Annotated in this window: 17 protein-coding genes and 2 tRNA genes; 8 read left to right on the top strand and 11 right to left on the bottom strand. The window is 65.2% G+C overall.

Going from position 1 to position 21,058, the window contains the following annotated elements:
- The first annotated feature begins 20 nt into the window (after positions 1 to 20).
- Together B1756_RS02030 and B1756_RS02025 are read left to right on the top strand one after the other, a co-directional pair.
- Positions 21 to 95: transfer RNA gene (locus B1756_RS02030), tRNA-Glu, on the top strand.
- 585 nt (positions 96 to 680) lie between these two features.
- Positions 681 to 977 carry a DUF7545 family protein gene (locus tag B1756_RS02025; RefSeq protein ID WP_086887038.1) on the top strand — a complete coding sequence of 99 codons (297 nt, stop codon included), beginning with the start codon at positions 681 to 683 and terminating at the stop codon, positions 975 to 977.
- A 142-nt stretch (positions 978 to 1,119) separates the two neighbouring features.
- Here the strand turns inward: B1756_RS02025 and B1756_RS02020 are convergent, their stop codons facing one another.
- Positions 1,120 to 5,544, bottom strand: a complete 4,425-nt coding sequence (locus tag B1756_RS02020; RefSeq protein WP_086887037.1) for a DUF7282 domain-containing protein — start codon at positions 5,542 to 5,544, stop codon at positions 1,120 to 1,122.
- Positions 5,545 to 6,038: 494 nt separating this feature from the next.
- Here B1756_RS02020 and B1756_RS02015 point away from each other — a divergent pair, with 494 nt between their 5' ends.
- The 3 genes from B1756_RS02015 to B1756_RS02005 are packed head-to-tail and all read left to right on the top strand — an operon-like array spanning position 6,039 to position 8,142.
- Positions 6,039 to 6,620, top strand: a complete 582-nt coding sequence (locus B1756_RS02015) for a biotin transporter BioY (RefSeq protein WP_086889997.1) — start codon at positions 6,039 to 6,041, stop codon at positions 6,618 to 6,620.
- 43 nt (positions 6,621 to 6,663) lie between these two features.
- A complete protein-coding gene (locus B1756_RS02010) occupies positions 6,664 to 7,416 on the top strand; it encodes an energy-coupling factor ABC transporter ATP-binding protein (protein ID WP_086887036.1) in 753 nt (250 codons plus the stop codon).
- Positions 7,417 to 7,437: 21 nt separating this feature from the next.
- A complete protein-coding gene (locus tag B1756_RS02005; protein WP_086887035.1) occupies positions 7,438 to 8,142 on the top strand; it encodes an energy-coupling factor transporter transmembrane component T family protein in 705 nt (234 codons plus the stop codon).
- A gap of 27 nt (positions 8,143 to 8,169) precedes the next feature.
- On the opposite strand, the gene B1756_RS02000 is transcribed toward B1756_RS02005, so the two are convergent.
- The 3 genes from B1756_RS02000 to B1756_RS01990 all read right to left on the bottom strand — a co-directional run bounded on the left by B1756_RS02000 (position 8,170) and on the right by B1756_RS01990 (position 10,566).
- Positions 8,170 to 8,931 (bottom strand): CatB-related O-acetyltransferase, encoded by a 762-nt coding sequence (locus B1756_RS02000; protein ID WP_086889996.1) that lies wholly within the window; start codon positions 8,929 to 8,931, stop codon positions 8,170 to 8,172.
- A gap of 458 nt (positions 8,932 to 9,389) precedes the next feature.
- Positions 9,390 to 9,463: transfer RNA gene (locus tag B1756_RS01995), tRNA-Thr, on the bottom strand.
- Between the two features lie 119 nt (positions 9,464 to 9,582).
- Positions 9,583 to 10,566 carry a class I SAM-dependent methyltransferase gene (locus B1756_RS01990; RefSeq protein ID WP_086887034.1) on the bottom strand — a complete coding sequence of 328 codons (984 nt, stop codon included), beginning with the start codon at positions 10,564 to 10,566 and terminating at the stop codon, positions 9,583 to 9,585.
- 127 nt (positions 10,567 to 10,693) lie between these two features.
- Here B1756_RS01990 and B1756_RS01985 point away from each other — a divergent pair, with 127 nt between their 5' ends.
- Both B1756_RS01985 and B1756_RS01980 read left to right on the top strand, forming a co-directional pair.
- On the top strand, positions 10,694 to 11,158 hold the full coding sequence (locus tag B1756_RS01985) for a Rieske (2Fe-2S) protein (RefSeq protein ID WP_086887033.1): 465 nt from the start codon (positions 10,694 to 10,696) through the stop codon (positions 11,156 to 11,158).
- A gap of 81 nt (positions 11,159 to 11,239) precedes the next feature.
- Positions 11,240 to 11,992 (top strand): Yip1 family protein, encoded by a 753-nt coding sequence (locus B1756_RS01980; protein WP_323368201.1) that lies wholly within the window; start codon positions 11,240 to 11,242, stop codon positions 11,990 to 11,992.
- 381 nt (positions 11,993 to 12,373) lie between these two features.
- On the opposite strand, the gene B1756_RS01975 is transcribed toward B1756_RS01980, so the two are convergent.
- The 6 genes from B1756_RS01975 to B1756_RS01950 form a co-directional block, all read right to left on the bottom strand.
- Positions 12,374 to 14,392: a heavy metal translocating P-type ATPase gene (locus tag B1756_RS01975; RefSeq protein WP_086887031.1), complete on the bottom strand. Its 2,019-nt coding sequence runs from the start codon at positions 14,390 to 14,392 to the stop codon at positions 12,374 to 12,376.
- A gap of 157 nt (positions 14,393 to 14,549) precedes the next feature.
- Positions 14,550 to 15,326: a DUF7260 family protein gene (locus B1756_RS01970; RefSeq protein ID WP_228434435.1), complete on the bottom strand. Its 777-nt coding sequence runs from the start codon at positions 15,324 to 15,326 to the stop codon at positions 14,550 to 14,552.
- A gap of 156 nt (positions 15,327 to 15,482) precedes the next feature.
- Positions 15,483 to 16,448, bottom strand: coding sequence for a metal ABC transporter permease (locus tag B1756_RS01965; RefSeq protein ID WP_086887029.1), 966 nt, complete (start codon positions 16,446 to 16,448; stop codon positions 15,483 to 15,485).
- Position 16,449: 1 nt separating this feature from the next.
- Entirely contained in the window at positions 16,450 to 17,202 is a 753-nt protein-coding gene (locus B1756_RS01960; protein WP_086887028.1) for a metal ABC transporter ATP-binding protein, read from the bottom strand.
- A 64-nt stretch (positions 17,203 to 17,266) separates the two neighbouring features.
- Entirely contained in the window at positions 17,267 to 18,274 is a 1,008-nt protein-coding gene (locus B1756_RS01955; protein ID WP_086887027.1) for a metal ABC transporter substrate-binding protein, read from the bottom strand.
- Positions 18,275 to 18,343: 69 nt separating this feature from the next.
- On the bottom strand, positions 18,344 to 19,015 hold the full coding sequence (locus tag B1756_RS01950; protein WP_086887026.1) for a metal-dependent transcriptional regulator: 672 nt from the start codon (positions 19,013 to 19,015) through the stop codon (positions 18,344 to 18,346).
- 139 nt (positions 19,016 to 19,154) lie between these two features.
- Between B1756_RS01950 and dph5 the strand changes: the two genes are divergently transcribed.
- A complete protein-coding gene (gene dph5, locus B1756_RS01945) occupies positions 19,155 to 19,943 on the top strand; it encodes a diphthine synthase (RefSeq protein ID WP_086887025.1) in 789 nt (262 codons plus the stop codon).
- A gap of 21 nt (positions 19,944 to 19,964) precedes the next feature.
- Here dph5 and B1756_RS01940 read toward each other — a convergent pair whose 3' ends face one another.
- Positions 19,965 to 21,044: an alpha/beta fold hydrolase gene (locus B1756_RS01940; protein WP_086887024.1), complete on the bottom strand. Its 1,080-nt coding sequence runs from the start codon at positions 21,042 to 21,044 to the stop codon at positions 19,965 to 19,967.
- Between the last annotated feature and the right edge of the window lie 14 nt (positions 21,045 to 21,058).

Raw genomic sequence — 21,058 nt, 5'->3', positions numbered from 1 at the left:
TCGAGGTACGGAGATAGTACGCTCCGTTGGTGTAGTCCGGCCAATCATTTCGGCCTTTCGAGCCGATGACCTGGGTTCAAATCCCAGACGGAGCACTCTTCTGAGGAACGAAGTGACGAAGAAGGAAGCGCACGCTCTGGGATTTGAATCAGGGAGGAGCTTCGCTCCGACCGTGGTTCAAATCCCAGACGGAGCACTAGATTCACGGGCAAATGATCTAAAAGGTCGTTTTGCCCGTTTTCTCTTGATTACGAGATCTGCACAGATGTCACCAGAGATCATCTCCCACTGTTCAATCTGTTGGAGGGTGGCATAGAATACGTCACACACGAAAGGGCAGGGTTGAGAAGCCGTGTCCAGCAGCACCCAGACCCTGCAAGATGAACTTGGACAGCGGAGTTCGTGACCCTCGTGGCGGTCGAGACGCTTCCGCTCTTCGAGTACCTCGAGTTAGCCTTTCTCAGCGAGTGTGACGTGTTCCCCTCCGCTCCTCGCGCATCAATCACCAGACACACTTTGTATCCATAGGATTTCCCCTCGTGATCCTGAGGCTCGGTCGCGTCGTCCGCCGACCGGACGCCAAGCAGCCGAGCCGCGGTGTCCGATTCGATGGCCGTGGCGAGACGCCCCCTGCCGGCCCAAGACACAGCACCTTTAGGCACGCCTCCCGAGGGTAGGGTATGTCCGACGACGTAGCAACTGTTACGCTCACGATCGACGCCGACGACGACACGACCGACGAAGTCGAAGTTCCCGCAGGCCTGCTCGAGCTCGTCGCCGAGGGCGATCAGGAGACGGCCGAAATCGTCGGCGACGTGGTCGCACTCTCGTTCGCCAGCCGCGCCCACCACGTGGTCCACCACGGACACGGCCACGGCGACGACGGCGACCTCGAGGCACAGGAACAGACGATGATGGACCTCTTCGAGGAGCGATTCGGCGTCACGTTCGGTGAGGCGACCGGTCACCAGCACTGAGCCGTTTCTTCCACTCGTTACTCGTTCAGTACAGAACTACTCGAGCCGATAGCACGCCATGGGGAAAGCACGTACTCGGGAAACCGTTCGATACGGACCTGCGACTGAACGTACCTGATTCGCTCGAGCGAAACCGATCCGGTCAATCGGCCGCGGGCGGCTCTATCTCCTCTGGTTCGCCGTCGTCAGCGTCGTCTTCGATCTGATCGTCATCGTCGGGCTCCGGCTCCGGTTCCTCTGGCTCTGGTTCAGGTACCTCCGGCTCCGGTTCCTCTGGCTCTGGTTCAGGTACCTCCGGGTCCTCATCGTCCTCGAGTGCGTCGTCCACGCCGGGGACGGTAGTCGCCTCGATCGTCAGCGACGCCTCGTCGTCGTCCGTGGCGACCGTGTGCGTCGACACGCCTTCGGGCAGCGTCGTCGAGAACGTCAGGACCTCGAACTCGCCGGGCTCGAGTTCGATCGTCTCCTCGTCGACGGGCTCGTCGTCGACGCTGTAGGTCACCGCCTGCTCGTCGGTGCCGTCGCCCTCGTTGGTGATCGTCGCGGCGATCGTCACGCCCTCGCCGGCGACGCCGGTCGACGGCCCGGAGAGGTCGAAGATCGTGAACTCGCCCTCCGCCTCGACGGGGAGGATCGTCACCGTCGTCTCGTCCTCGTCGTCCTCGCTCGCGACCGTGACGGGGTACTCGCCGGGCTCGAGGTCGTCGGTCTCCGTGGAGAGCGTGACCGTCTCAGTCGCCTCGGGCTCGAGGGTGACCTCGAGGACGTCGCGATCCTCGTCGGCGACTCCGAGAACGATCTCCTGGGTACCCTCCTCGCCGCCGACGTTCTCGATTTCGGCCTCGACCTCGAGGTCCTCGCCCTGCTCGAGTTCGGTCGGGGCGTCGACGATTTCGACTGCGAACTCGGCGGGATCTTCGGGGTCGATCTCGCCCGCGGGCGGGGTCGCCGCGTAGAGGATTTCGTCGTAGTCGTAGAGGCTCATGTCGACCGCCCAGACGAGTTGCTCGTCGTCGGTCTCGGGCGTCCACGCGACGGTGAACTCGTCCTGGCCGGGTTCGAGTTCGTCGATCGGTTCGTCGTCGGTGGTTCCCTCGACGAGCGTGCTGTCGACGAGCAACGCAGCGTCGTTGGGGTTGTCGTACTCGAAGGTCACGTCGAACCCGTCGTCGGTCGACTCGATCTCTTCGACGCCGATATCGGGCAGTTCGGGTCGAACCTCGGCGATGCAGTCGCTCGCATCGGGGTTCGGGTGGTCGATCTCACCCGGCGTCGACTCGGGTGAGACGATCCCGGTGATCGCCGCGCCGAAGTCACCCGGTGGGACCTCGACGGTCGCGCCTTCGCCGGTCTCGGTGACCGTGAACTCCTCGCCGACCTCGAAGGTGATCGTCCCCTCGAACGGGGCCTCGACGTCCTCGCCGACGTTCACGCCGTACTCGCCCATCGTGTTGCCGAAGCCGCCGGACTCGTAGAAGCCCGTGGCGACGATTACCCAGTCACCATCCTCGAACTCCCCGGTAATCGTCGCCTGCTGGCAGGTGACGAACTCGACGTCGTAGGCGGGCGGCGTCGGATCGATCGTGTACTCGATGGTCTCGCTCGCGAGGACCGGTTCGTCGCCGTCGAGGTCGTCGGTCTCGTCGGGGTCGTCCAGCCCGTCGATCGAGACGACCGAGACCTCGAGCGTCGAATCGTCCTCGAGGGCGGGATCGAGGCCGATCGACTCGTTCTCGACGGTTTCGTCGGCGCTGAACGGGATGCTCAGACCCAGTTGCTCGCCGTCCTCGTCGGTGACGGAGAGTGCGTACGGCTCCGTCGCGCTCGCCTCGTCGACGACGACCGATTCGCCGTCACCGTCCTGGTCGCTCACCTCGAGGGTCGCCTCGGGTTCGGGCGGCTCCGGATCCTCCTCGAGCGTGTACTCGATGGTCTCACTCGCGAGCACCTCGTCGTCGGCCGCGTCGACCACGGCGACCTCGAGCGTTGCGTCGTCCTCGAGCGGTGGGTCGAGCGGGACCGCGACGCCGCCGATCGTCTCGTCGCCGGTGTACGGTCCGTTCTCGCCGATGCGCTCGCCGTCCCCGCCCTCGTCGGTGACGGTGACGAAGTAGTCGACCGTCGCGCTCGCCTCGTCGAAGAAGAGAAGGTCCCCCTCCCCCTCCTGGTCAGCGACCTCGAGGGTCGCCTCGGGTTCGGGCGGCTCCGGTTCCTCCTCGAGCGTGTACTCGATCGTCTCACTCGCCAGTTCGTCGTCGGTTTCTGCGTCCCGGACCGAGACGTCGACCGTGGCGTCGTCCTCGAGTGGCGGGTCGAGTTCGAGTTCGAACGCCTCGAGGGCGTCGTCGGCCGCCATCGTCTCGCTGTCGACGCGGTCGCCGTCGTACTCGGTGCTGACGACGTAATCGACGCTCGCGTTCGCCTCGTCGATCAGGAGCGTCTCGCCGTCACCCTCCTGATCGGCGACCTCGAGGGTCGTTTCTGGTTCCGGTTCGGGGTCCGCTACTGTGATAAACGCACCGTCGACGACGGGTGCACCGGCTGCGGTCACGTAGGGTTCGTCCTCCGTGCCGTCGGTCTCGGCGTACTGGAACGTCTCGTCGTCGGTCGTGTCGTGGTGGACCGCGGCGACCATCGGCCCGCTCTCTGCGAGCGGCTCGTCCAGATCGATCTCGACGTCTTCGTGTTCTCCGGGCTCGAGGTAGCCCGAGGCCCCGCGGAGGTCGGCCGGATCGACGTCCGCCGCGACACCGCCGTAGACCGCGACGAAGCCGCCTTCCGAGAGGTCGACCGAATCGACGACGACGCTGTCACCGTCGCTCTCCTGGTCCGAGAACGTGATCGAGGCCGTCCCCTCGAGTTCGTCGACCTGCTCGACGATCTGGACGACCTCGATTTCGACGTACTGGCTGATCTCGATGCGATCGGTGGTCTCCTCGGCGACCGCGTAGGCCGCTGCGTCACCGGCGATCTCGCTCGAGATCGTCTGGATCTGGGTGATACTCACTCGCTGCTCCTGGATCACGCGGGCAGTCTCCTCGCAGGCGCTCAGGGCGGCGATCTGGGTCTGTTCGACCGTCGCCTCCTGATGCTGGGTGAGCGCGCCAGCCGCCCCACCGTGTGCCAGTGACTGAACCTGCGTGACTTCGACGACCTGCGTCTGGGTCACCGCCCCTTCGCCAGCGCCCCAGGCGGCAGCCTGAATCTGCTCGATCTCGACGACTTGCTCCTGAATCGCCGTCTCGACGGCGCCCTCTGCGGCACCGATCGCCGCGTACTGGACCTGCGAGATCGACACCTCCTGGCGCTGGATCAGCGTGCCGTGGGCAGCGCCGTCTGCGGCAGCCTGAATCTGCTCGACGCTCGCCTCCTGACTCTGCGTGATCGAACCCGTCGCCGCTCCCCTGGCAGCCTCCTGAATCTGGCCCGTCGTCACACGCTGGATTTGCTCGATATCGATCGACTGAACCTGCTTCAGCGCGCCGCTACTGGCACCCCACGCCGCCGACTGGGTCTGCTCGACTGTCACGTCCTGTCGCTGAACGAGCGCACCCGCGCCCGCACCCTTCGCCGCTTTCTGGACCTGCTTGAGGTCGACTTCCTGATACTGCTCGACCTCGATTCGCTGGTCCTGCTCGAGCGCCGCTTCCGTCGTCCCTTCGACGGCACCCGCGGACGCGCCCGCCGCGGCGTACTGAACGTGTTCGACGGTGACCTGCTGGCGCTGCTCTGCCGTGATTCGCTGGTACTGCTCGAGGACACCGTAGGATGCCCCCTGTGCGGCCTCCTGGATCGTCGGCTTGTGATCGACGTCGTATTCGCCGGCTGCACTCGCGGCCCCCGCTGCGCCGCCGAAGCTCGCGAACTGGAGCTGTTCGACGGTCACGTGCTGTTCCTGGGCGATCGCGCCGTGGGTGGCGCCCCACGCAGCGTGCTGGATCTGACTCGCCTCTGCAGTCTGGTGCTGGGCGAGCGCGCCGTCGGTCGCCCCGACGACGACGGACTGGATCTGTTCGACCTCGACGCGCTGTTCTTGCATCACGGCGCCGTAGACCGCACCCGCGGTCGCCTGCTGAATCTGCTCGCTCGAGGCCTCCTGGTGCTGCTCGGCTGCGACCGACGCACCCTCGAGTGCCGCCGCGCGCTGTTCCTGGGTGACCTCGACGCCCTGTGACTGGGCCAGCTCGATCCCGTCGTCGACGCCGTCTTCGACGACGGTCGCCTCGTCGTCCTCGAGCTGTGCGACCGCGTCACCACCGTCGAGTGACGCGAGAACGTCGTCGCTGGCTGCGTCGTCGTCACTCCCACCGTCCCCGTCCCCGCTCTCCGCTGCTGCCGTCGACATCGACACGAGGTCGAGCGGGCTCGAGTCGCCATCTTCAGTTTCTTCGACACCCTCCTCGGCTCCGTCGTCGACCGCCTCGAACGCACTCGAGTCGTCGTCCTCGCCGGAGTCGGTTTCCTCACCTCCGAGCCCACCGAACCCGCCGCCGAGCAGCGGAAGGGCGATCATACTCGTTGCCATCACGAGGGCAATCGAGGCGACGACGAGCGTCCGTCGGTTCATCGCCCGCCCTCGCAGCTGCGTCGATACCGTTGTCTCACTGCCTGATCTCCCGCCTCCAGCCGCAGACTCCCCTGTCGCATCGTTCTCCTGTCACGGGATCGAATCGGCGCATAAACGCGGCGGTCGTTTCGTCGGCCTACCTGACACAATCACGGATTACCGGCCGGGAACAGTTCGCTGGGCGGCTCGAGCGGTGGATCACGAGCGTGCGATCGTCTGCGCGAGCGAATCGATCACGAGTCGTGAGTGATCGCCGATCCGACTGGAAGCCGGGCCTTACGATCGAGGGGATGGCGGCACCAGCCGCGTCTTCCACGAGCCACTCGGCGTGTCAGACGTGTCGCCGGAATCAGGAACCCGACGTGGAAGCCGGAGGCTGGTCGTCTCGAGGTGTCGCGGATCCGTCGGAGACGCTGCTCTCGCGGGACGAAAACGCGGCTAACGGCGACTCGGAAACCGAAGTCTTGATCCCGGTTTACGAGAGTGGTGGGGACATGGAAACCGAACGAACCGCGCCGGAACTCGTCGAGGACGCTGCCGTGGGGCGCTTCGCGCGTGCGGCGTTACTCGCGGCGCTGATGGGGGCATCGGTCGTCGTCACGATTCCGTTGCCGTTCTCGCCCGTACCGATCACCCTGCAGGTCCTGTTCGTCTTCCTCGCGGGGCTGCTGCTCGGACCGGTCTGGGGGACCGTCTCGATCCTCCTCTACCTGACCGCGGGTGCGATCGGCATTCCGATCTTCTCGGGGATGAGCGGCGGGCTCGGGCCCCTCTTCGGTCCGACCGGCGGCTACCTGTGGGGATACGCGCTCGGAGCGGGAGTGATCGGCCTGTTCGTCCACCGCGGAACCGACTTGCGCGACCCGGCAGATGCCTCCCTCCCGCTGGTGGTGGGCGCACTGCTGATCGGCCTGATCGTCATCTACGGGCTGGGAACCGGCTACATGGCGTGGCTCCAGCAACTGACGGCCACCGAGGCCCTGCTCGCCGGCGCTGTCCCGTTCCTGCCGGGCGACCTGCTCAAACTCGTCGCCGCAATCGCCATCGTCAAAAGTCGACGGATCGTCTCGGTGTAACCGTGTCCGCAGAGCGCTCCCCCAGCCCCGTGGTACATTGCCCATGATCGAGTTTCGAAACGTCTCGTTCGCCTTCGACGACGTTCCCGTCCTCGACGACGTCTCCGTGACGATCGACGACGGCGCGTTCGTCCTGCTCGCGGGGGCAAACGGTAGCGGGAAGACGACCCTCCTGCGCCACTGCAACGGCCTGCTCACGCCCGACGAAGGGGCCGTCCTCGTCGACGGCACGCCAGTCGTCGACGATCTCGTGAACGCGCGTTCCGCCGTCGGCATGGTGTTCCAGCACCCGCGCGACCAGTTCGTCGCCGCGACCGTCGGTGCCGACGTCGCCTTCGGCCCGGAGAACCTCGGTCTCGACCACGAGACCATCGACCGCCGGGTCGAAACCGCCCTCAGTGCAGTCAATATGGCTGGCCGGGAGGACGACCGCATCGACCAGCTTTCGGGCGGTGAACAGGCCCGGGTGGCCATCGCTGGCGCGCTCGCGATGGACCCCTCACACCTCGTGCTCGACGAACCGTTCACCGGATTAGACGAGCCCGCCCGTCGATCCGTGCTCGAGCACCTCGCCGCGCTGGGCGACGACGGCACCGGCGTCGTCCTCGCGACTCACGACCTCAGGGACGTCCTCGAACTCGCCGACCGGGTGATCGCGATGGCCGACGGTCGAATCGTCGTCGACGGGACGTCGGAGCGTGCGCGATCCGAGCTTGCGGACCTCGCCGTTCGCGTCCCTGATCGAAAGCAGACCGAACCGACAGCGAGCGATTCGCCGGCCGACCGACCCGGCTGATCCCCCTCTCGATCACGTCGCATGCTTACCTACGAACCCGACGACACGCTCGCCCATCGGCTCGACCCGCGCTCGAAGCTAGCCGTCCAGATCGGCTTCGCAGCGACCGCGCTCGCTCACACGAGCCCACGGGCGCTCCTCGCCCTCACTGTCGTCGCGGGACTGCTGCTCGCGGCTGCACGCGTCCCGCTCGGACGAGCGCTCGCGGCGTACCGTTTCGCACTCGTGCTCCTCGTCGTCGCACCGGTCGTCGCCGCGCTCACGGTCGGCCCACCGTGGATCGACCTCGAGCGAGGGGTGACCTCGGCGCAGGCGAGTTACCGCGTCCTGTTGATCCTGCTCGTCAGCGCTGCCTACGTGCGTTCGACGCCCGTCAGGGACTCCCGCGCGGCGATCCAGCGGACGATCCCCGGTAAACCAGGGCAACTGCTCGGTGCTGGCGTCGCGCTCGTCTTCCGCTTTCTCCCGGTACTCAAAGCCGACCTCCGGACGATCCGCGACGCCGAGGCCGCCCGCCTGGGTACGGAACGGGGGCCACTCGAGCGGACGACAACACTCGGCGTTCTGGGGCTAACGAGGGCGTTCGACCGGGCCGATCACCTCGCACTCGCGTTGCGAGCACGCTGTTTCGCCTGGAACCCGACGTTGCCGGCCCTCTCGTTCGCTCGACTCGACGTGCCCGCGCTCGTGCTCGCGGTGGGGCTGGCGCTGTCGGCGGTTCTCTGACGGAGGCGACCTCGTGACTCTGGCCTGTCACTCCTGAAGCGGCGGCGACCGTCCCTCGAGATCTCGAGTCGGCGGTTCGGTCACGCGGCCCTCGTCGACCGTCGGGACGTCCTCGGGACCTGTGAGGTCGCGTTCGAAGAAGTCGCGGTTAGCCCGTATCGTCCGTTCGTCCCAGTTCCACCACTCGAGTTCGAGGAGCTTCTCCCGGACGGGTTCGGGGAACCGCCAGGAGACGCGCTCGGCGGGGACCCCGGCGACGACGGCGTACGGTTCGACGTCGTCGGTTACGATCGCCCCGGCACCCACGATCGCCCCGTCGCCGATCGTCACGCCCGAGAGCACCGTCGCGCGCGCGCCGATCCAGACGTCGTTGCCCACCGTAATCGGTCCCTTGGTGGTCGACTCGAGTTCGCTGTCGAGCACGTCGGCGTAGAGCTTGTTCTGTAACGACGGCCGCTGGGTCTCGTGGTTCGGTTCCTGGAACGTACACTCACGAGCGATCGCACAGTACCGACCGATGCTGACGTCGCCGATCAACTCACACTTCGGCTCGAGGTTCGTCCTGCGGCCGACGCTGACGTCGCCGTTCAGGATACAGCCTCGACTCAGCCGCGTCCGGGGGGCGAGGTCGATCGATCCGCGGCACAGACAACCCGTGGCGATCCGGGCCGACGGCGCGACGTCTAACTCGAGGTGCTCGGACGGCAGGAGTCGATCGGCGAGAGTACACGCAGCCGCCGGATAGCCCAGCAGCGACAGCGACCGGTCCACTACGGTCTCGAGCGTCACGGTGATGGTCACCGGGTGCGACCGGTAAATATCCCTGTGACTGGTCGGTGAATAATCTCGCTCTCTGACGCGTTGAAAGGCGAGACTACCGCGTTGTGGGACTGATTACAACGTCGTGGTGCCCCGCGCCCGGTGACAGCGTCTGTGAGAACCAGCGCTCGAGCGCGGCCATCAGCCGACTCGGCGCTCGAGGCGACGAGGGAACAGCCAGTACCAACGAGTGTCTCGAGGGGGAGCTGAATGCGAGGGGTGGGGGACCCTCGCATCGTGGATCCCAGCCGCGGAATTTCCTTGGGGTGGGGGGATGGAATGACAAGCGGGTGGGGGTTGCCTCCAGACGAAACCCGTCTGGATGGGCAAGCTATAATTAATGGTGATTGGTATTAACCCTTTTGGTGACGGGCGTCTGACGGAGACCGCCGTCTCCTGGTTCAACGGATGAACTCCGGGGAAAAGGAAGCCGGTGGAGGGATTTGAACCCTCGACCTAATCCTTACGAAGGATTCGCTCTGCCAGTCTGAGCTACACCGGCACACCACTCGTGTGCAACTACAGGTAGGGCCGATGCCGTGCATAAGCGTTGCGAATCGGCGCGGTCGTGCGATCGACCACCATGCACTCGGACCGACCGGAGCAACTCACTCGAGCCCCTCAGCGTCGCTCGAGTCGCACGTCCAGACAGACGTTGAGTTCGTGGGGGGCGTACGAGCGGACGACGCGTTCGGTCTCGACTGTCACGTCGTAAGCGGGCTCGGCGGCCGCGCGAATCGCTCGCTCGCCGGGACCGAACGGATCGTCCTCGTGCTGGATGTCGTAGTAGTGGATCACGCAGTCGTCGCCGGCAACGGTCACCGCAGACTCGAGGAACTCGTCGGCGCTGTGGGGGAGGTTCATCACGATGCGGTCGGCCCAGCCCTCGTACTCGGGGGCGACCGAGCGAACGTCGTCGGCGATGGCGGTGATCCGATCCGCGACGCCGTTTCGGCGGGCGTTCTCCCGCAGGTACTCGATCGCCGTGTCGTTGACGTCGACGCCGACGCACTCGGCGCCGCGGCTGGCGAACGGGACGACGAACGGTCCGACGCCGGCGAACATGTCGAACGCGCGTTCGCTGGCCGTGAGCTGTTCGGCGACGCGATGGCGTTCGGTCGCCAGCCGCGGCGAGAAGTACACCTCCGCCAGGTCGAGGACGAACTCACAGCCGTACTCGCGGTGGACGACCTCCGTATCGTCGCCGACGAGCACGTCCCAGTCGCGCACGCGGGTCTCCCCTTTGATCTTCGAGGCCTTGTTGAGGACGGTCTCGAGCGGCAGATCGGAGTCGACGATCGCGTCGGCGATCTTCCGTGCCCGATCCGGGTCGTCCTCGTCGAGCAGCGCCGCCTCCCCGAGCCGTTCGTAGGAGGGGTCGTACCCGAGCAGGTCCGCCGGCGTCGTCTGGGTCTCGCGTGCCGGCACGTCCCGGGTCACCACGTCGAGGTCTCCCGGGACTGCGTCCGGATCGGAGACGGGGATGTAGAGCGACCCGTCCTCGACTGCGATCTCGTGGTCGTCGTCGATCAGGTCCGCGTCCGCGAGTCGCCGACGCGTCGCTTCTCCGTCCTCACGGTCGACCCGGACACACGGCACGTCCATACCCGTACTCGCCGGTGGGGTGCCGTAACGCTGACGTTTCTGGCACCGGGGTCGCACCGAATCTCTCGCCGCTCGTCTCCCGACAGGAGAACAACGATTTTCACGCTGGCCGGACCACTCGAGTTCGATGAGCGATCGCTACCGGCTCACGACGGTCGAGCGGGTCCGGGAGGCGGGCTCGTGGCTGTTCACGATCCGCGACAGGTACGACGCTCGAGAGGAGGCAATCCTCGTCCCGTGTGACGCGGGAGTCGGAGCCTGGGTCAATCGCTGTACCCACCAGCCCCAGCGTCTAGATACCGGGCGTGGGGCGACGATCCGCGACGGGGAAATCGTCTGCCCACGTCACGGTTCGACGTTCGACGCCTGTTCAGGCGCGTGTGATCACGGTGAGGCCGCCGGCACCCGGCTTCGGCCGATAGAGGTGACAGTCGACGACGGCGTCGTCTACCTGACAGACGACGATGTCCAGTACCTCTCCGACGGTGGGCTCTCGGCGGGGAACGATGGTGATGACGGTGATGACGACGACGGCGACAGTGAGAGCGATGACGATGGCGGCCCCTCATCGACGTCTCACATCTCCTTTTGAGGCCGGTATTCACGACCACGGCGATCACTGACACCTATTACCGTTCCGACACGCAATCGAAGGAACGAAGTGGTCGCTCGAGTGACTCCACGGCGAGCGATGCCCTCCCCACTCGAGTCAGTCCTCCAGGTTCTCCACTCACCGGCGGCGTTCTTCGAGGAGCGTCCACCGGGCGAAACGCTGCCGATCGCCGCGGGACTCGTCGTCGCCTACACGCTCACGCTCGTGGCGGTGCTCTTTCTCGTCGGCTCGATCATGGCCGGCTCGGTCGACGCCACGGTCACGATGGACAATCCCGATCGACCGCCTGCCCAGATCTGTGACACGATGGGTGAACAATCCGACTCGATAATCGCCGAGCGCTGTGGCGAACCCGAAGAGATCGAACGTGACGCTGGTGCGCTCCTCCAGGAGGCGGTCCACGAGTTCGTCCCCTTCGTCCTGATCGGGCCGTTCCTGCTGTGGGGAATCGGCGGGCTCGTCCTCTTCGCCGGCGGTCGACTCGCCGCCGGATCCCCGTCACTCGGTGGTTCGTTCGCCCTCGCCGGTTGGGCAGTCGTCCCCGAATTCGCCCGACTCGTGGTCGTCGTCCCGGCGTTCTGGGTCGCCTTTAGAGACGTGACGATCACGGATCCGGAGCGAGGCGTCGAGGCCGTCGAGGCCGCACTGGCTCCCATCGAGCCAATCCTGCTCGTCTCTTCATTGCTCGTCCTCGCCTGGCAGTGGTACCTCCTCAGCGGTGGACTCAGCGAGGACGCCGACATCTCACTCGAGGCTGCTGCGATCGCCGTCGGCGTTCCACTGGCGATCTTCGGGTTGCTGGGGCTCGTGTGATCGGTGGGACGATCGAAAATGGCCCCGACAGCGACGAGAGAATGGATGTCCGTCACGTGGCCGCCGTCGGGAGGACGATCGATCGGATGGTGGCGAGAGTCTGACCACGAACTCTCGAACAGGAACTCACCTGGTAGTTCGCCGTTCCGATGTGGACGGCGGGCGATTCGACACTCCGGGGACCCGGAGTGTACTCGGTTCGATTCGGTCGAGCCTATTAAGGTTTGATCCCCATAGAATAAAAGTTAGAGTCGCCTAGTAACTCGTCTGCTTTCAACGATGATGAATGCGTCCGTGATCTGTAGAACGAGTGCCACGGGGCAAATCGAGGGATCACGAAGACTTCCACGACCACTCTTTCAGCGAGTGAACTCGCTTTGACTATGCGCTCTGGAAGCCGATTAGCCGCAGGCCGATCAGGCAGACGAGCACGGTCGATCCCTCGTGGCCGATCACTGCAAGCGGAAGTGGAATCCCCGCCGTGAGGATCGCCCCGATCATGATCGCGATCGCGCCGAAGGCGATGGCGAGGTTCACGAACAGTGTCTTGCGCGTCTCACGACCGAGTGCGAGTGCGTACGGCAGTTTCTCGAGATCGTCGGACATGAGCACGACCTCGGAGGTCTCGAGAGCGACGTCGGTCCCCGCGCCGCCCATTCCGACGCTTACGTCCGCCGTCGCGAGCGCCGGGGCGTCGTTGACGCCGTCGCCGACCATCGCCACCGCCTCGTGGCGCTCCTGGAGCCGTTCGATCCGGTCGACTTTCTGTTCGGGCAGCAACTCCGCGTACACCTCGTCGATCTCGAGTTCCGCTGCGATCGATCGGGCCACGCGCTCGTTGTCGCCGGTCAGCATGACGATCCGTTCGACGCCGAGTTCGCGCAGGCGTTCGATCGTCTCGGCGGCGGTCGCCCGGATCGTGTCGGTGAACGCGAGCCAGCCCAGGACCTCGAGAGCGTCTCCGTCCTCGCGGGCGACAAGCACGCTCGTCTTCCCGTCGTTCTCGAGGGATCGCACGGCCTCGAGGCCCTCGCCGATCCCCGCGATCGTTGCCCCCTCGGTCACCGTCTCGAAGTAGCGGGTGTTGCCGATGTGGATCGTCCGATCGTCGACCGTCGCGTGGACCCCTTTGCCGACGACGGCCTCGAAGCCGCTCGCGGCGGGCGTCTCGAGGTCGCGTTCCTCGGCGGCCTCGACGGTCGCCTCCGCGAGGTGGTGTTCCGACCGGGACTGGACTGCAGCAGCGAGTGCGAGCAGGCGGTCGCTATCACTCTCGAGGCTCGCCCCCGCACGAACGGTCGCGTCGGTCAGTTGGGTGTTTCCCTCGGTGAGCGTACCGGTCTTGTCGAAGGCGATGGCGTCGACGGTCGCCGTCCGCTCGACGTGCTCGCCGCCTTTGAACAGGACGCCCTGACGCGCACCTGCGGTGATCGCCGATAACACCGCCGCCGGGGTCGAAAGGATCACGGCGCATGGTGAGGCGGCGACCATCAGCGTCATCGCACGGTAGAACGTGGAGTCGAACCCGTGACCGAGTCCCAGCGGAATCGCGATCGCGACCGCTGTAAAGACGAAGACGCTCAGGACGTACGGTTGCTCCAAGCGGTCGATGAGCCGCTGAGTCGGGGCCTTCTCGCTTCGGGCCTCCTCGACCATGTGGATGAGCTTCGAAATGGCAGACTCATCGGCCTCGCGGGTCACCCGGACCTCGAGGCTCCCGGTCTCGTTGATCGTCCCGCCGAAGACCTCGTCGCCCGGTTCTTTCGGGACGGGGACGGACTCGCCGGTCAGCGAGGACTGGTCGACCGTGGTCTCGCCGGATTCGACGACGCCGTCCAGCGGGATTCGATCGCCGGGTCGGACGACGAACACCTCGCCGATCTCGACGTCCTCGACAGGGACCGTCACCTCCGCCCCGTCACGGAGCACCTGTGCGGACTCCGGGCGCATCTGCATCAGCGAGCGGATCGCGTCTCTCGAGCGACCGATGGCGTAGTGCTGTAACACGTTCGACAGCGAGAACAGAAAGAGCAACATCGCTCCCTCGAAGGGTGCGCCGATGGTGAGTGCGCCGAGTGCCGCGATGATCATCAGCAGGTCGATCTCGACGGCTGGCTCCTGGAGGGCCTCGATGCTCTCTTTGAGCCCGTACCAGCCACCGAAGACGTAGGCCCCGGCGTAACACGTCCAGACGAGCCAGGAGGGGCCGCCGAACCAGCCAGCGAGGAGCCCGCCGACCATCCCGACGAACGTGAGGACGACGAACGCCCCCTCCCGACGGAGCGTCGACCGGTCCGGAGCCGTCTCGCCAGTCTCGGACGGTTCCTCGCGAAGTCCCGGTTGGTCTGTGGTCGTCCCGACTGAGTTCCCGACTTGCTCGGGGCTCGAGGACTGTTCCATGTACGTATCTGTGTTCTCACCCGGAATAAGTATTGTCTATTGGAATAAATATTTTAGGAGTACCTAAATAATTCTTAGGTTTGCCGAAACAGCGACGATGGTTCCGGGTTACCGAAGTGCTTTGCCGACTTCGACGGTCCGGGCCCCTCGGTCGGTCTCAGGCGCAGCGGACCAGATGATCGCGAACGACGCGCTGGCCGTCGAAGCAGCTCCGGTAGAGAGTGGTGGCCGTCGCCAACACTGGATAGGAGACCGAAAGGTCGCTGTAGAGAAACTCGACGAGTTCGTCGGTGGGCAGTCGACCGGTCCGTCGGCGGAGTTCCGTCTGCCGTTCCTGACAGATCCGGCGACACCGATCACGCTGTGTTTCCAGCGTCTCGTGTCGGTCGGCGAGTTCGTCGAATCCCAGCTCGAGCAGCGACGCCCGGTTCATCGACGACACCGTCTCCGCTACGCTCTCGAGTTCGGTCGCCGCCGACTCGAGAGAGTCTCGCTCCCGGGTTAGTGCCCGGTCCATGGTCTCGAGTTCCTCGCGCCGCTGTCGCGTCGCCGAGTGAATCGCCTGCATTACTGGGGCGGTGAACTGGCCGTCGGTCGACGGGGCGAGTACAGCCGCGACATCGCCACCGAGTTCTGCGCGGATCGACTCAAGCAGTGGCTCGGAGCCGTCGACGTCCTCGATGCTGTAGGGACGAACCGTGTCGGCAAAGAGCTCTCGGACCTGGCGACAGCGGTCCTCTCGCCCCGACCGTTGATGCGAGATCGCTGTCACGCCGCCGTCTGTCGCGTGCGCTCTCGCGGTCGACCCCCGGACGAGCTCGATCTCCTCGATGCCGTCTTCGAACCGCGCTATCGCGGCCAGTTTGCCTTCGACGTGATCCTGTTCCGCCTCGACACACTCGATAGCTTCTGGGAGCCACGACTCCACGGTCACGGTCGACCCTCCCGGGGGCGACACGTCCCACGTCGTCGGTGTCATCCTGTCTCAGTACGCTCGAACCGGCGGCGCGTCGCCACCGGCGGTCGTTCGGAACGGCAGTGAGTGGTCGGTGATCGTGCGTGTGTCATGGATGGTTCGACGGTCCGACGGCTACCAGATCGGCTCGCCGAGCACGGACCAGATGTAGAGGACGATTGCGACGATGATGATCATCGCGCCGGTCGCGACGTTCCAGTAGTACGAGAGGAAGATCCCGCCGAAGACGGCGACCTGTCCCAGCAATACTGACATGATTAGCCCGCGGTTGAAGCCGGTGGTCAGTTGCATTGCTGCGGCGACGGGGATCACGAGCATACCAGCGACCAGAATGGCCCCGAGGATCTGCATCGCCGCGACGACGACCAGCGCCGTCAGCACGATCAGTAGCGTGTCGTAGAACCAGACGTTGATCCGTGCGAGCCGTGCGGCCTCGCGGTCGAAGGTGATGAGCAGGAGCTGTTTGTGGGTGAGCGCGACGGTCACGAGCACGAGCATCGTGAGCGCGACCATGAGCTGGACGTTCTCGAAGGGAACGAACAGGATATCCCCGAACAGGTAGCTCTCGACGGTCGCACTGAAGACGACGCCGTAGGAGATGACGGCGATCCCGACCGCGAAGCCGCCGGTGAGCATGATCGCGATCGGGATGTCGGCGTAGCCGTCGGTCTTGACGGCGACGTACTGCATGCCCAGCGCGGCGACGGCCGCAGCGACGAGCGCGAACAACAACGGATAGTCGAACCGGGGCACGGCTGCGCCGATGAACAGCCCGATCGCGACGCCACCGAATGCCGTGTGTGCGAGTGCCTCGCCAATCAACGCCATCTGCCGGTTGACGAGATAGGTTCCGACGATCGGCGCGGTGATCCCGATGAGGATTCCAGCAGTGAATCCCCGCTGGAGGAAGCCACTACAGACGAGCCACGTATCGGTCACCGAACACGCCGTTCCCCAGAATCGATCGAACAACGGTGGGAACACCCAGATGATGAAGCCGGCAAACGCGAGCAGGACGAGCGGGATGCCAACCGCGAGCGCAGAGAGCTGTCGTCTCGAGGTGTTCGTTCCAACAGCCATCTCAATCTCCACCGGCGCTTGCCACCGTTCCGACCGCTCGAGTCGAACTGAAGGCTCGATCTAACGCATCCGTCTCGAGGAACCGTGCCGTCTCGCAGTGTTCGTACAGTTCACAGTCGAGACACGCGATCGTATCGGCGTGGTCGGTGACGACGCCGATGTCGTGTTCGATGAGAACGATCGTGATGCCGTCGTCGTTGAGTTCGTTGAGCAGATCGTAGAACTGGTCGACCGATTCGGCGTCGACGCCGACGGTCGGCTCGTCCAGTGCCAGCAGGTCGGCTTCGGAGGCGAGCGCCCGGGCGATGTACGCTCGCTGTCGCTGGCCGCCCGAGAGTCGGTTGATCCGCCGATCGGCGAGGTCCGAGATGCCGACCTGCTCGAGTGCGTCGTCGACGGCCGCGCGGTCGTCGTCGCTCAGCCGATGGATTCCAGCGTGTGGATACCGGCCCATCGTCACGACTTCGCGGACGGTGACGGGCATCATCGCCTCGGCTTCCGTCGACTGCTGTGAGACGTACCCGAGTCGTGTTCCTTCCGAGAAGGTCCTCGCGGGCGTTCCGAACAGTTCGACGCGACCGGAGTCGGGGGTTTGCAGCCCGAGCATGATCTTGAGCAGCGTCGTCTTGCCCGAGCCGTTCGGACCGATCAGTCCAACGAATTCACCCTCGTCGACCGACATGGTGACGTCTTTCAGTACCGGCCGGTCGTCGTACGCGAAGGTGACGTCTTCGACGGTGATTGCGTGAGTCATGATATGCTGATTATGTAAAACGGTGTGTTCGCTCTATCTACCCAAATGTTTTGATTTGGCTAACCTACTCTGCCCAGAGTGCCGTCTCGAGCGTCGGTAGATTGATCTCCCGGAAGTGGTCGACGTACCCCCAGTCGGGCTCCATCTCGACGGAGGGGTCGACCGCCGGGCTGCCGTCGATCTGGGTCTCGACCGGCGAGAGGGGCAGGATCTCCGCGTCGACTTCGTTGGCGAGCGACTCCGCGAGCTGGGCGGGTTCGCCAACGTCGTAACAGACGTGTTCGATTCCCAGATCCTCGATCAGGGTTTCGACTTCCTCGACGTCGGCCGCAGAGGCGGCGTCGTCGGGCGAAGTGCCGACCGGGGAGTGGATGTTGATGCCGTAGCGGCGATGCCACCACTGGAAGGAGTCGTGGGTCGCAACGACGATATCCTCGAGGTCCGCCCGGTCGACGATGTCGTGGATATCGTCGTTGAGCGCCGCGAGTTCGTCGTTGAACGCCGCGGCGTTCGCCTCGTAATCGTCGGCGTTGTCCGGGTCGATTTCGGCGAGGCCGTCGGCGATATTCAGAACGCCTTCCTGGCACTCGACTGGGTCCATCCAGAAGTGTTCGTCGTTGTCCTCCGCAGGGCTGTCGAAGAACTCGATCCCTTCCGTGGCCTCGATCACCACGACGTCCTCGCGTTCTGCGAGCTGGTCGGCAGCGTCGTCCTGCCAGCTCGCGAAGTCCCGGAGGTAGACGAAGCCGGCGGCCCCGTCGAGTTCCTCGACCATCCCGGGTTCGGGCGTCCAGTCGTGGCCGTGTTCGCCGACCGGGACCAGGTCGATCGCCTCCATGTGATCGCCGGCAACTTGACGGACGAAGTCCCAGACGGCAGGCATCGACGCGAAGACGGTGAATTCTGCGTCACCGTCGCCCCCCGAACCACCGTTAGGTCCGCCGGTATCGTCCTGTGGATCCTCACCGAGACAGCCAGCCAACCCTGCAACGAGCGCTCCTCCCGTGAGCGCGGTGAAGCTTCGTCGCGATACAACGTGGGATCGCTTCCCAGTAGACTGATCAGCGGTCATCGTCTCTTCGTAACCAGAACTCTCATTTATTCTTTGTGACTACTACCTATAGTCTTAGAGCAATCTAATCTACTGCTTCGCCTTTCGAACACCGAGTCGCCGGGCGACGTGTGTCGGCAACGAGACGGGTGTACCACTCGAGACGGGCACGACTGTGACGAGATTGATCGGAGACACCTCCTCGACGGTCAGTCTCGTCCCTGGACCGATTTCGTGTCGAGTCAGGTACTCACGAACGTCCGGGTCGCGGTGGGGCACCTGCTCTACGACCACCACGTCACCGACCTCGAACTCCGTGAGGGGAATGTGTGGCGACTCCTCGGGCATCGTCAACTCCGCGTCCGGGATCGGATCACCGTGTGGATCCATCCGCGGCTCGCCGAGGTAGGTCTCGAGCCGTGAAACGAACTCCTCGCTGACGTGGTGTTCGAGTCGGTCGGCTTCGTCGTGAACCTCGGACCAGGTGTAATCGAGATGCTCCATCAGGAACGTTTCGAGCAGTCGGTGGTTCCTGACGAGCCGAAGCACGACGGTTTCCCCGCGCTCGGTCAGCGTGACACCCTTGTAGGGCGTGTAATCGACGAGTCCACGTTCGTCGAGCGTGTCGATCATACTCGAGACCGTCGGGGGTGTCACACCGATCTCCTCGCTGATATCGACGGTTCGAACCGACCCTCCGTGCTCGGCTTCGAGGTGATAGATCGCCGTGAGATAGTCCTCTGCAACCGGGCTGAGTTCCATCGGACGGTCGTTTTCGTCGCCGCCACAATAAATTTGCCCTACACAATAACTAGATTAGCCTATTCTAATGTCGCTGTTGCAGGCCCCGAGCGACCGACGACTCGAAACCTTCTACCGGCCCCTGCGACTACGACCGTCCATGCTCACCTTCATCGGTCTCGGGCTCTACGACGAACGGTCGATTACCGTCGCGGGCCAGGAGGCCCTGCGGAACGCCGACCGGGCCTACGCCGAGTTCTACACCAGTCGGCTCATCGGCACCACCGTCGCCGACCTCGAGGCCCACCACGGAATCGAGATCGAGGTTCGCGACCGCGCGGGCGTCGAACAGCACCCCGATGACATTCTCGAGGCTGCCGAGACCGAAGACGTCGCCTTCCTGACTGCGGGCGATACGATGATCTCGACGACACACGTCGACCTCCGATTGCGCGCCCACGAGCGGGGGATCGACACCCGGGTGATCCACGGCGTCACCGCCCAGACGGCCACGAGCGCGCTCACCGGATTGCAGAACTACCGCTTTGGCACGGCGACGACGGTGCCGTTCCCCTACGCCCACGGTGCCGACGGGTTACCCGCAAGTGTGACCGATACCATCGACGCCAACCGCGCCGACGGCCTGCACACGGTGGTCTACCTCGATATAAAAGTCGGCCACGAACGAACCGAGGAAGACGAGTACATGACCGCCGACGTCGGGGCCACCCTGCTCGCCGAGGCGTACCCCGACCTCGTGGGGGTCGTCGTCGCCCGCGCGGGCAGTCCCGACCCGCTCGTCGTGGCCGGGACGATGACCGAACTCGCCGAGCGAGACTTCGGCGACCCGCTGCACCTGCTCGTGATCCCCGGCGAGTGCCACCTGCTCGAGGCCGACGCGCTCGTCGAACTCGGCGGCGCGGATCGGGACGCGCTCGATATCGCCTGACCACGGTGGTGCCTGCGACGGTCACTCGAGCACCACCTCGAGCGTCTCACGAACGTCACCCGGAACCTCGACGTGGGGTGTGTGGCCGACGTTCGCGAAGACGACTTCCTCGACGGTGCCCCCGCGCTCTTCGTACTCCTCGAAGACGGCGCGGGTCTGGTCGACCATCGGCTGGGGCGGGAAGACGTCCTCGCCGGGCCAGCCGGGCACCTCGCCCATCTGGCCGAGCGCGCCGATGTCGAACAGCGACTCGTTGGAGACGATCTGGTCGGCGTCGCCCCGGAGCCAGTGAATAGCGGGTTTCTCTTCCGCATCGACCTCCGTGATCGACGAGCAGTCGAAGTACTTCGGCGAGAGCGCGTTATTGACACCGGTCTCACCCGGTGCGATTCCGGGCCAGTTATCGCTCGGCCTCGAGTCGCCCGGGTAGTTCTCGTCACCGGCTACTGTATCGAGCATCCCCGTCAGGTACGACTCTTCGCGCCCCTCCTCGAACCGGTGGGAGGGAGCGACGTAGTAGGTCCGGAGAATCTTCCGCGGGGAAGCCTCCCCGCCCTCGCTCCGGTCGCGGTCGGCGAGCGCCGAGACGAACTCGTCGTTTCCAGTCCCGCCACCGGAACCCGCGTAGTCGTCGAAGCAGGGCGTCCCCTCGAGATTTTTCGTCCCGCCGAAGCCGTACGGCGAGACGGGGTTGATCAACACGAGCGAGTCGACGCTCGAGTGCTCCTCGAGTGCGTACTGCATCGCCACGCCGCCGCCGAGTGACCAGCCGACGATCGTCAGCGGCGACTCGAGGCCCAGGTCGGCGATCAGCGCGCGGAGGTCGGCCGTAAAGTCGCCGAGCCCCTCCGTCGCGTCGATGACTCTGGTTTCCGAGTCGCCGTAGCCCCGCAGGTCCGGCGCGACGACGTGGTGGTCGTCGTCGAGTGTGGCAAGGAGGTGGTCGTAGAACCGCGAGGAAGAGACGTTCCCGTGGACGAACAGTACTGTCTCGCCGCTGCCGTCCGGGTCGCCCGACTCGAGGTAGTGGGTCTCGAGGCGATCGGTTTCGACGGTCCGGGAGTCGACGCCATCTGGCACGTCGTCTCTGGTGGATGACATGGCACCGCCTACCA

This window comes from Natrarchaeobaculum aegyptiacum (genome assembly GCF_002156705.1).
Lineage (GTDB): Archaea > Halobacteriota > Halobacteria > Halobacteriales > Natrialbaceae > Natrarchaeobaculum > Natrarchaeobaculum aegyptiacum.
The sequence above is the reverse complement of the archived record's forward strand: the minus strand, read 5'-3'. Positions and strand labels throughout refer to the sequence as shown.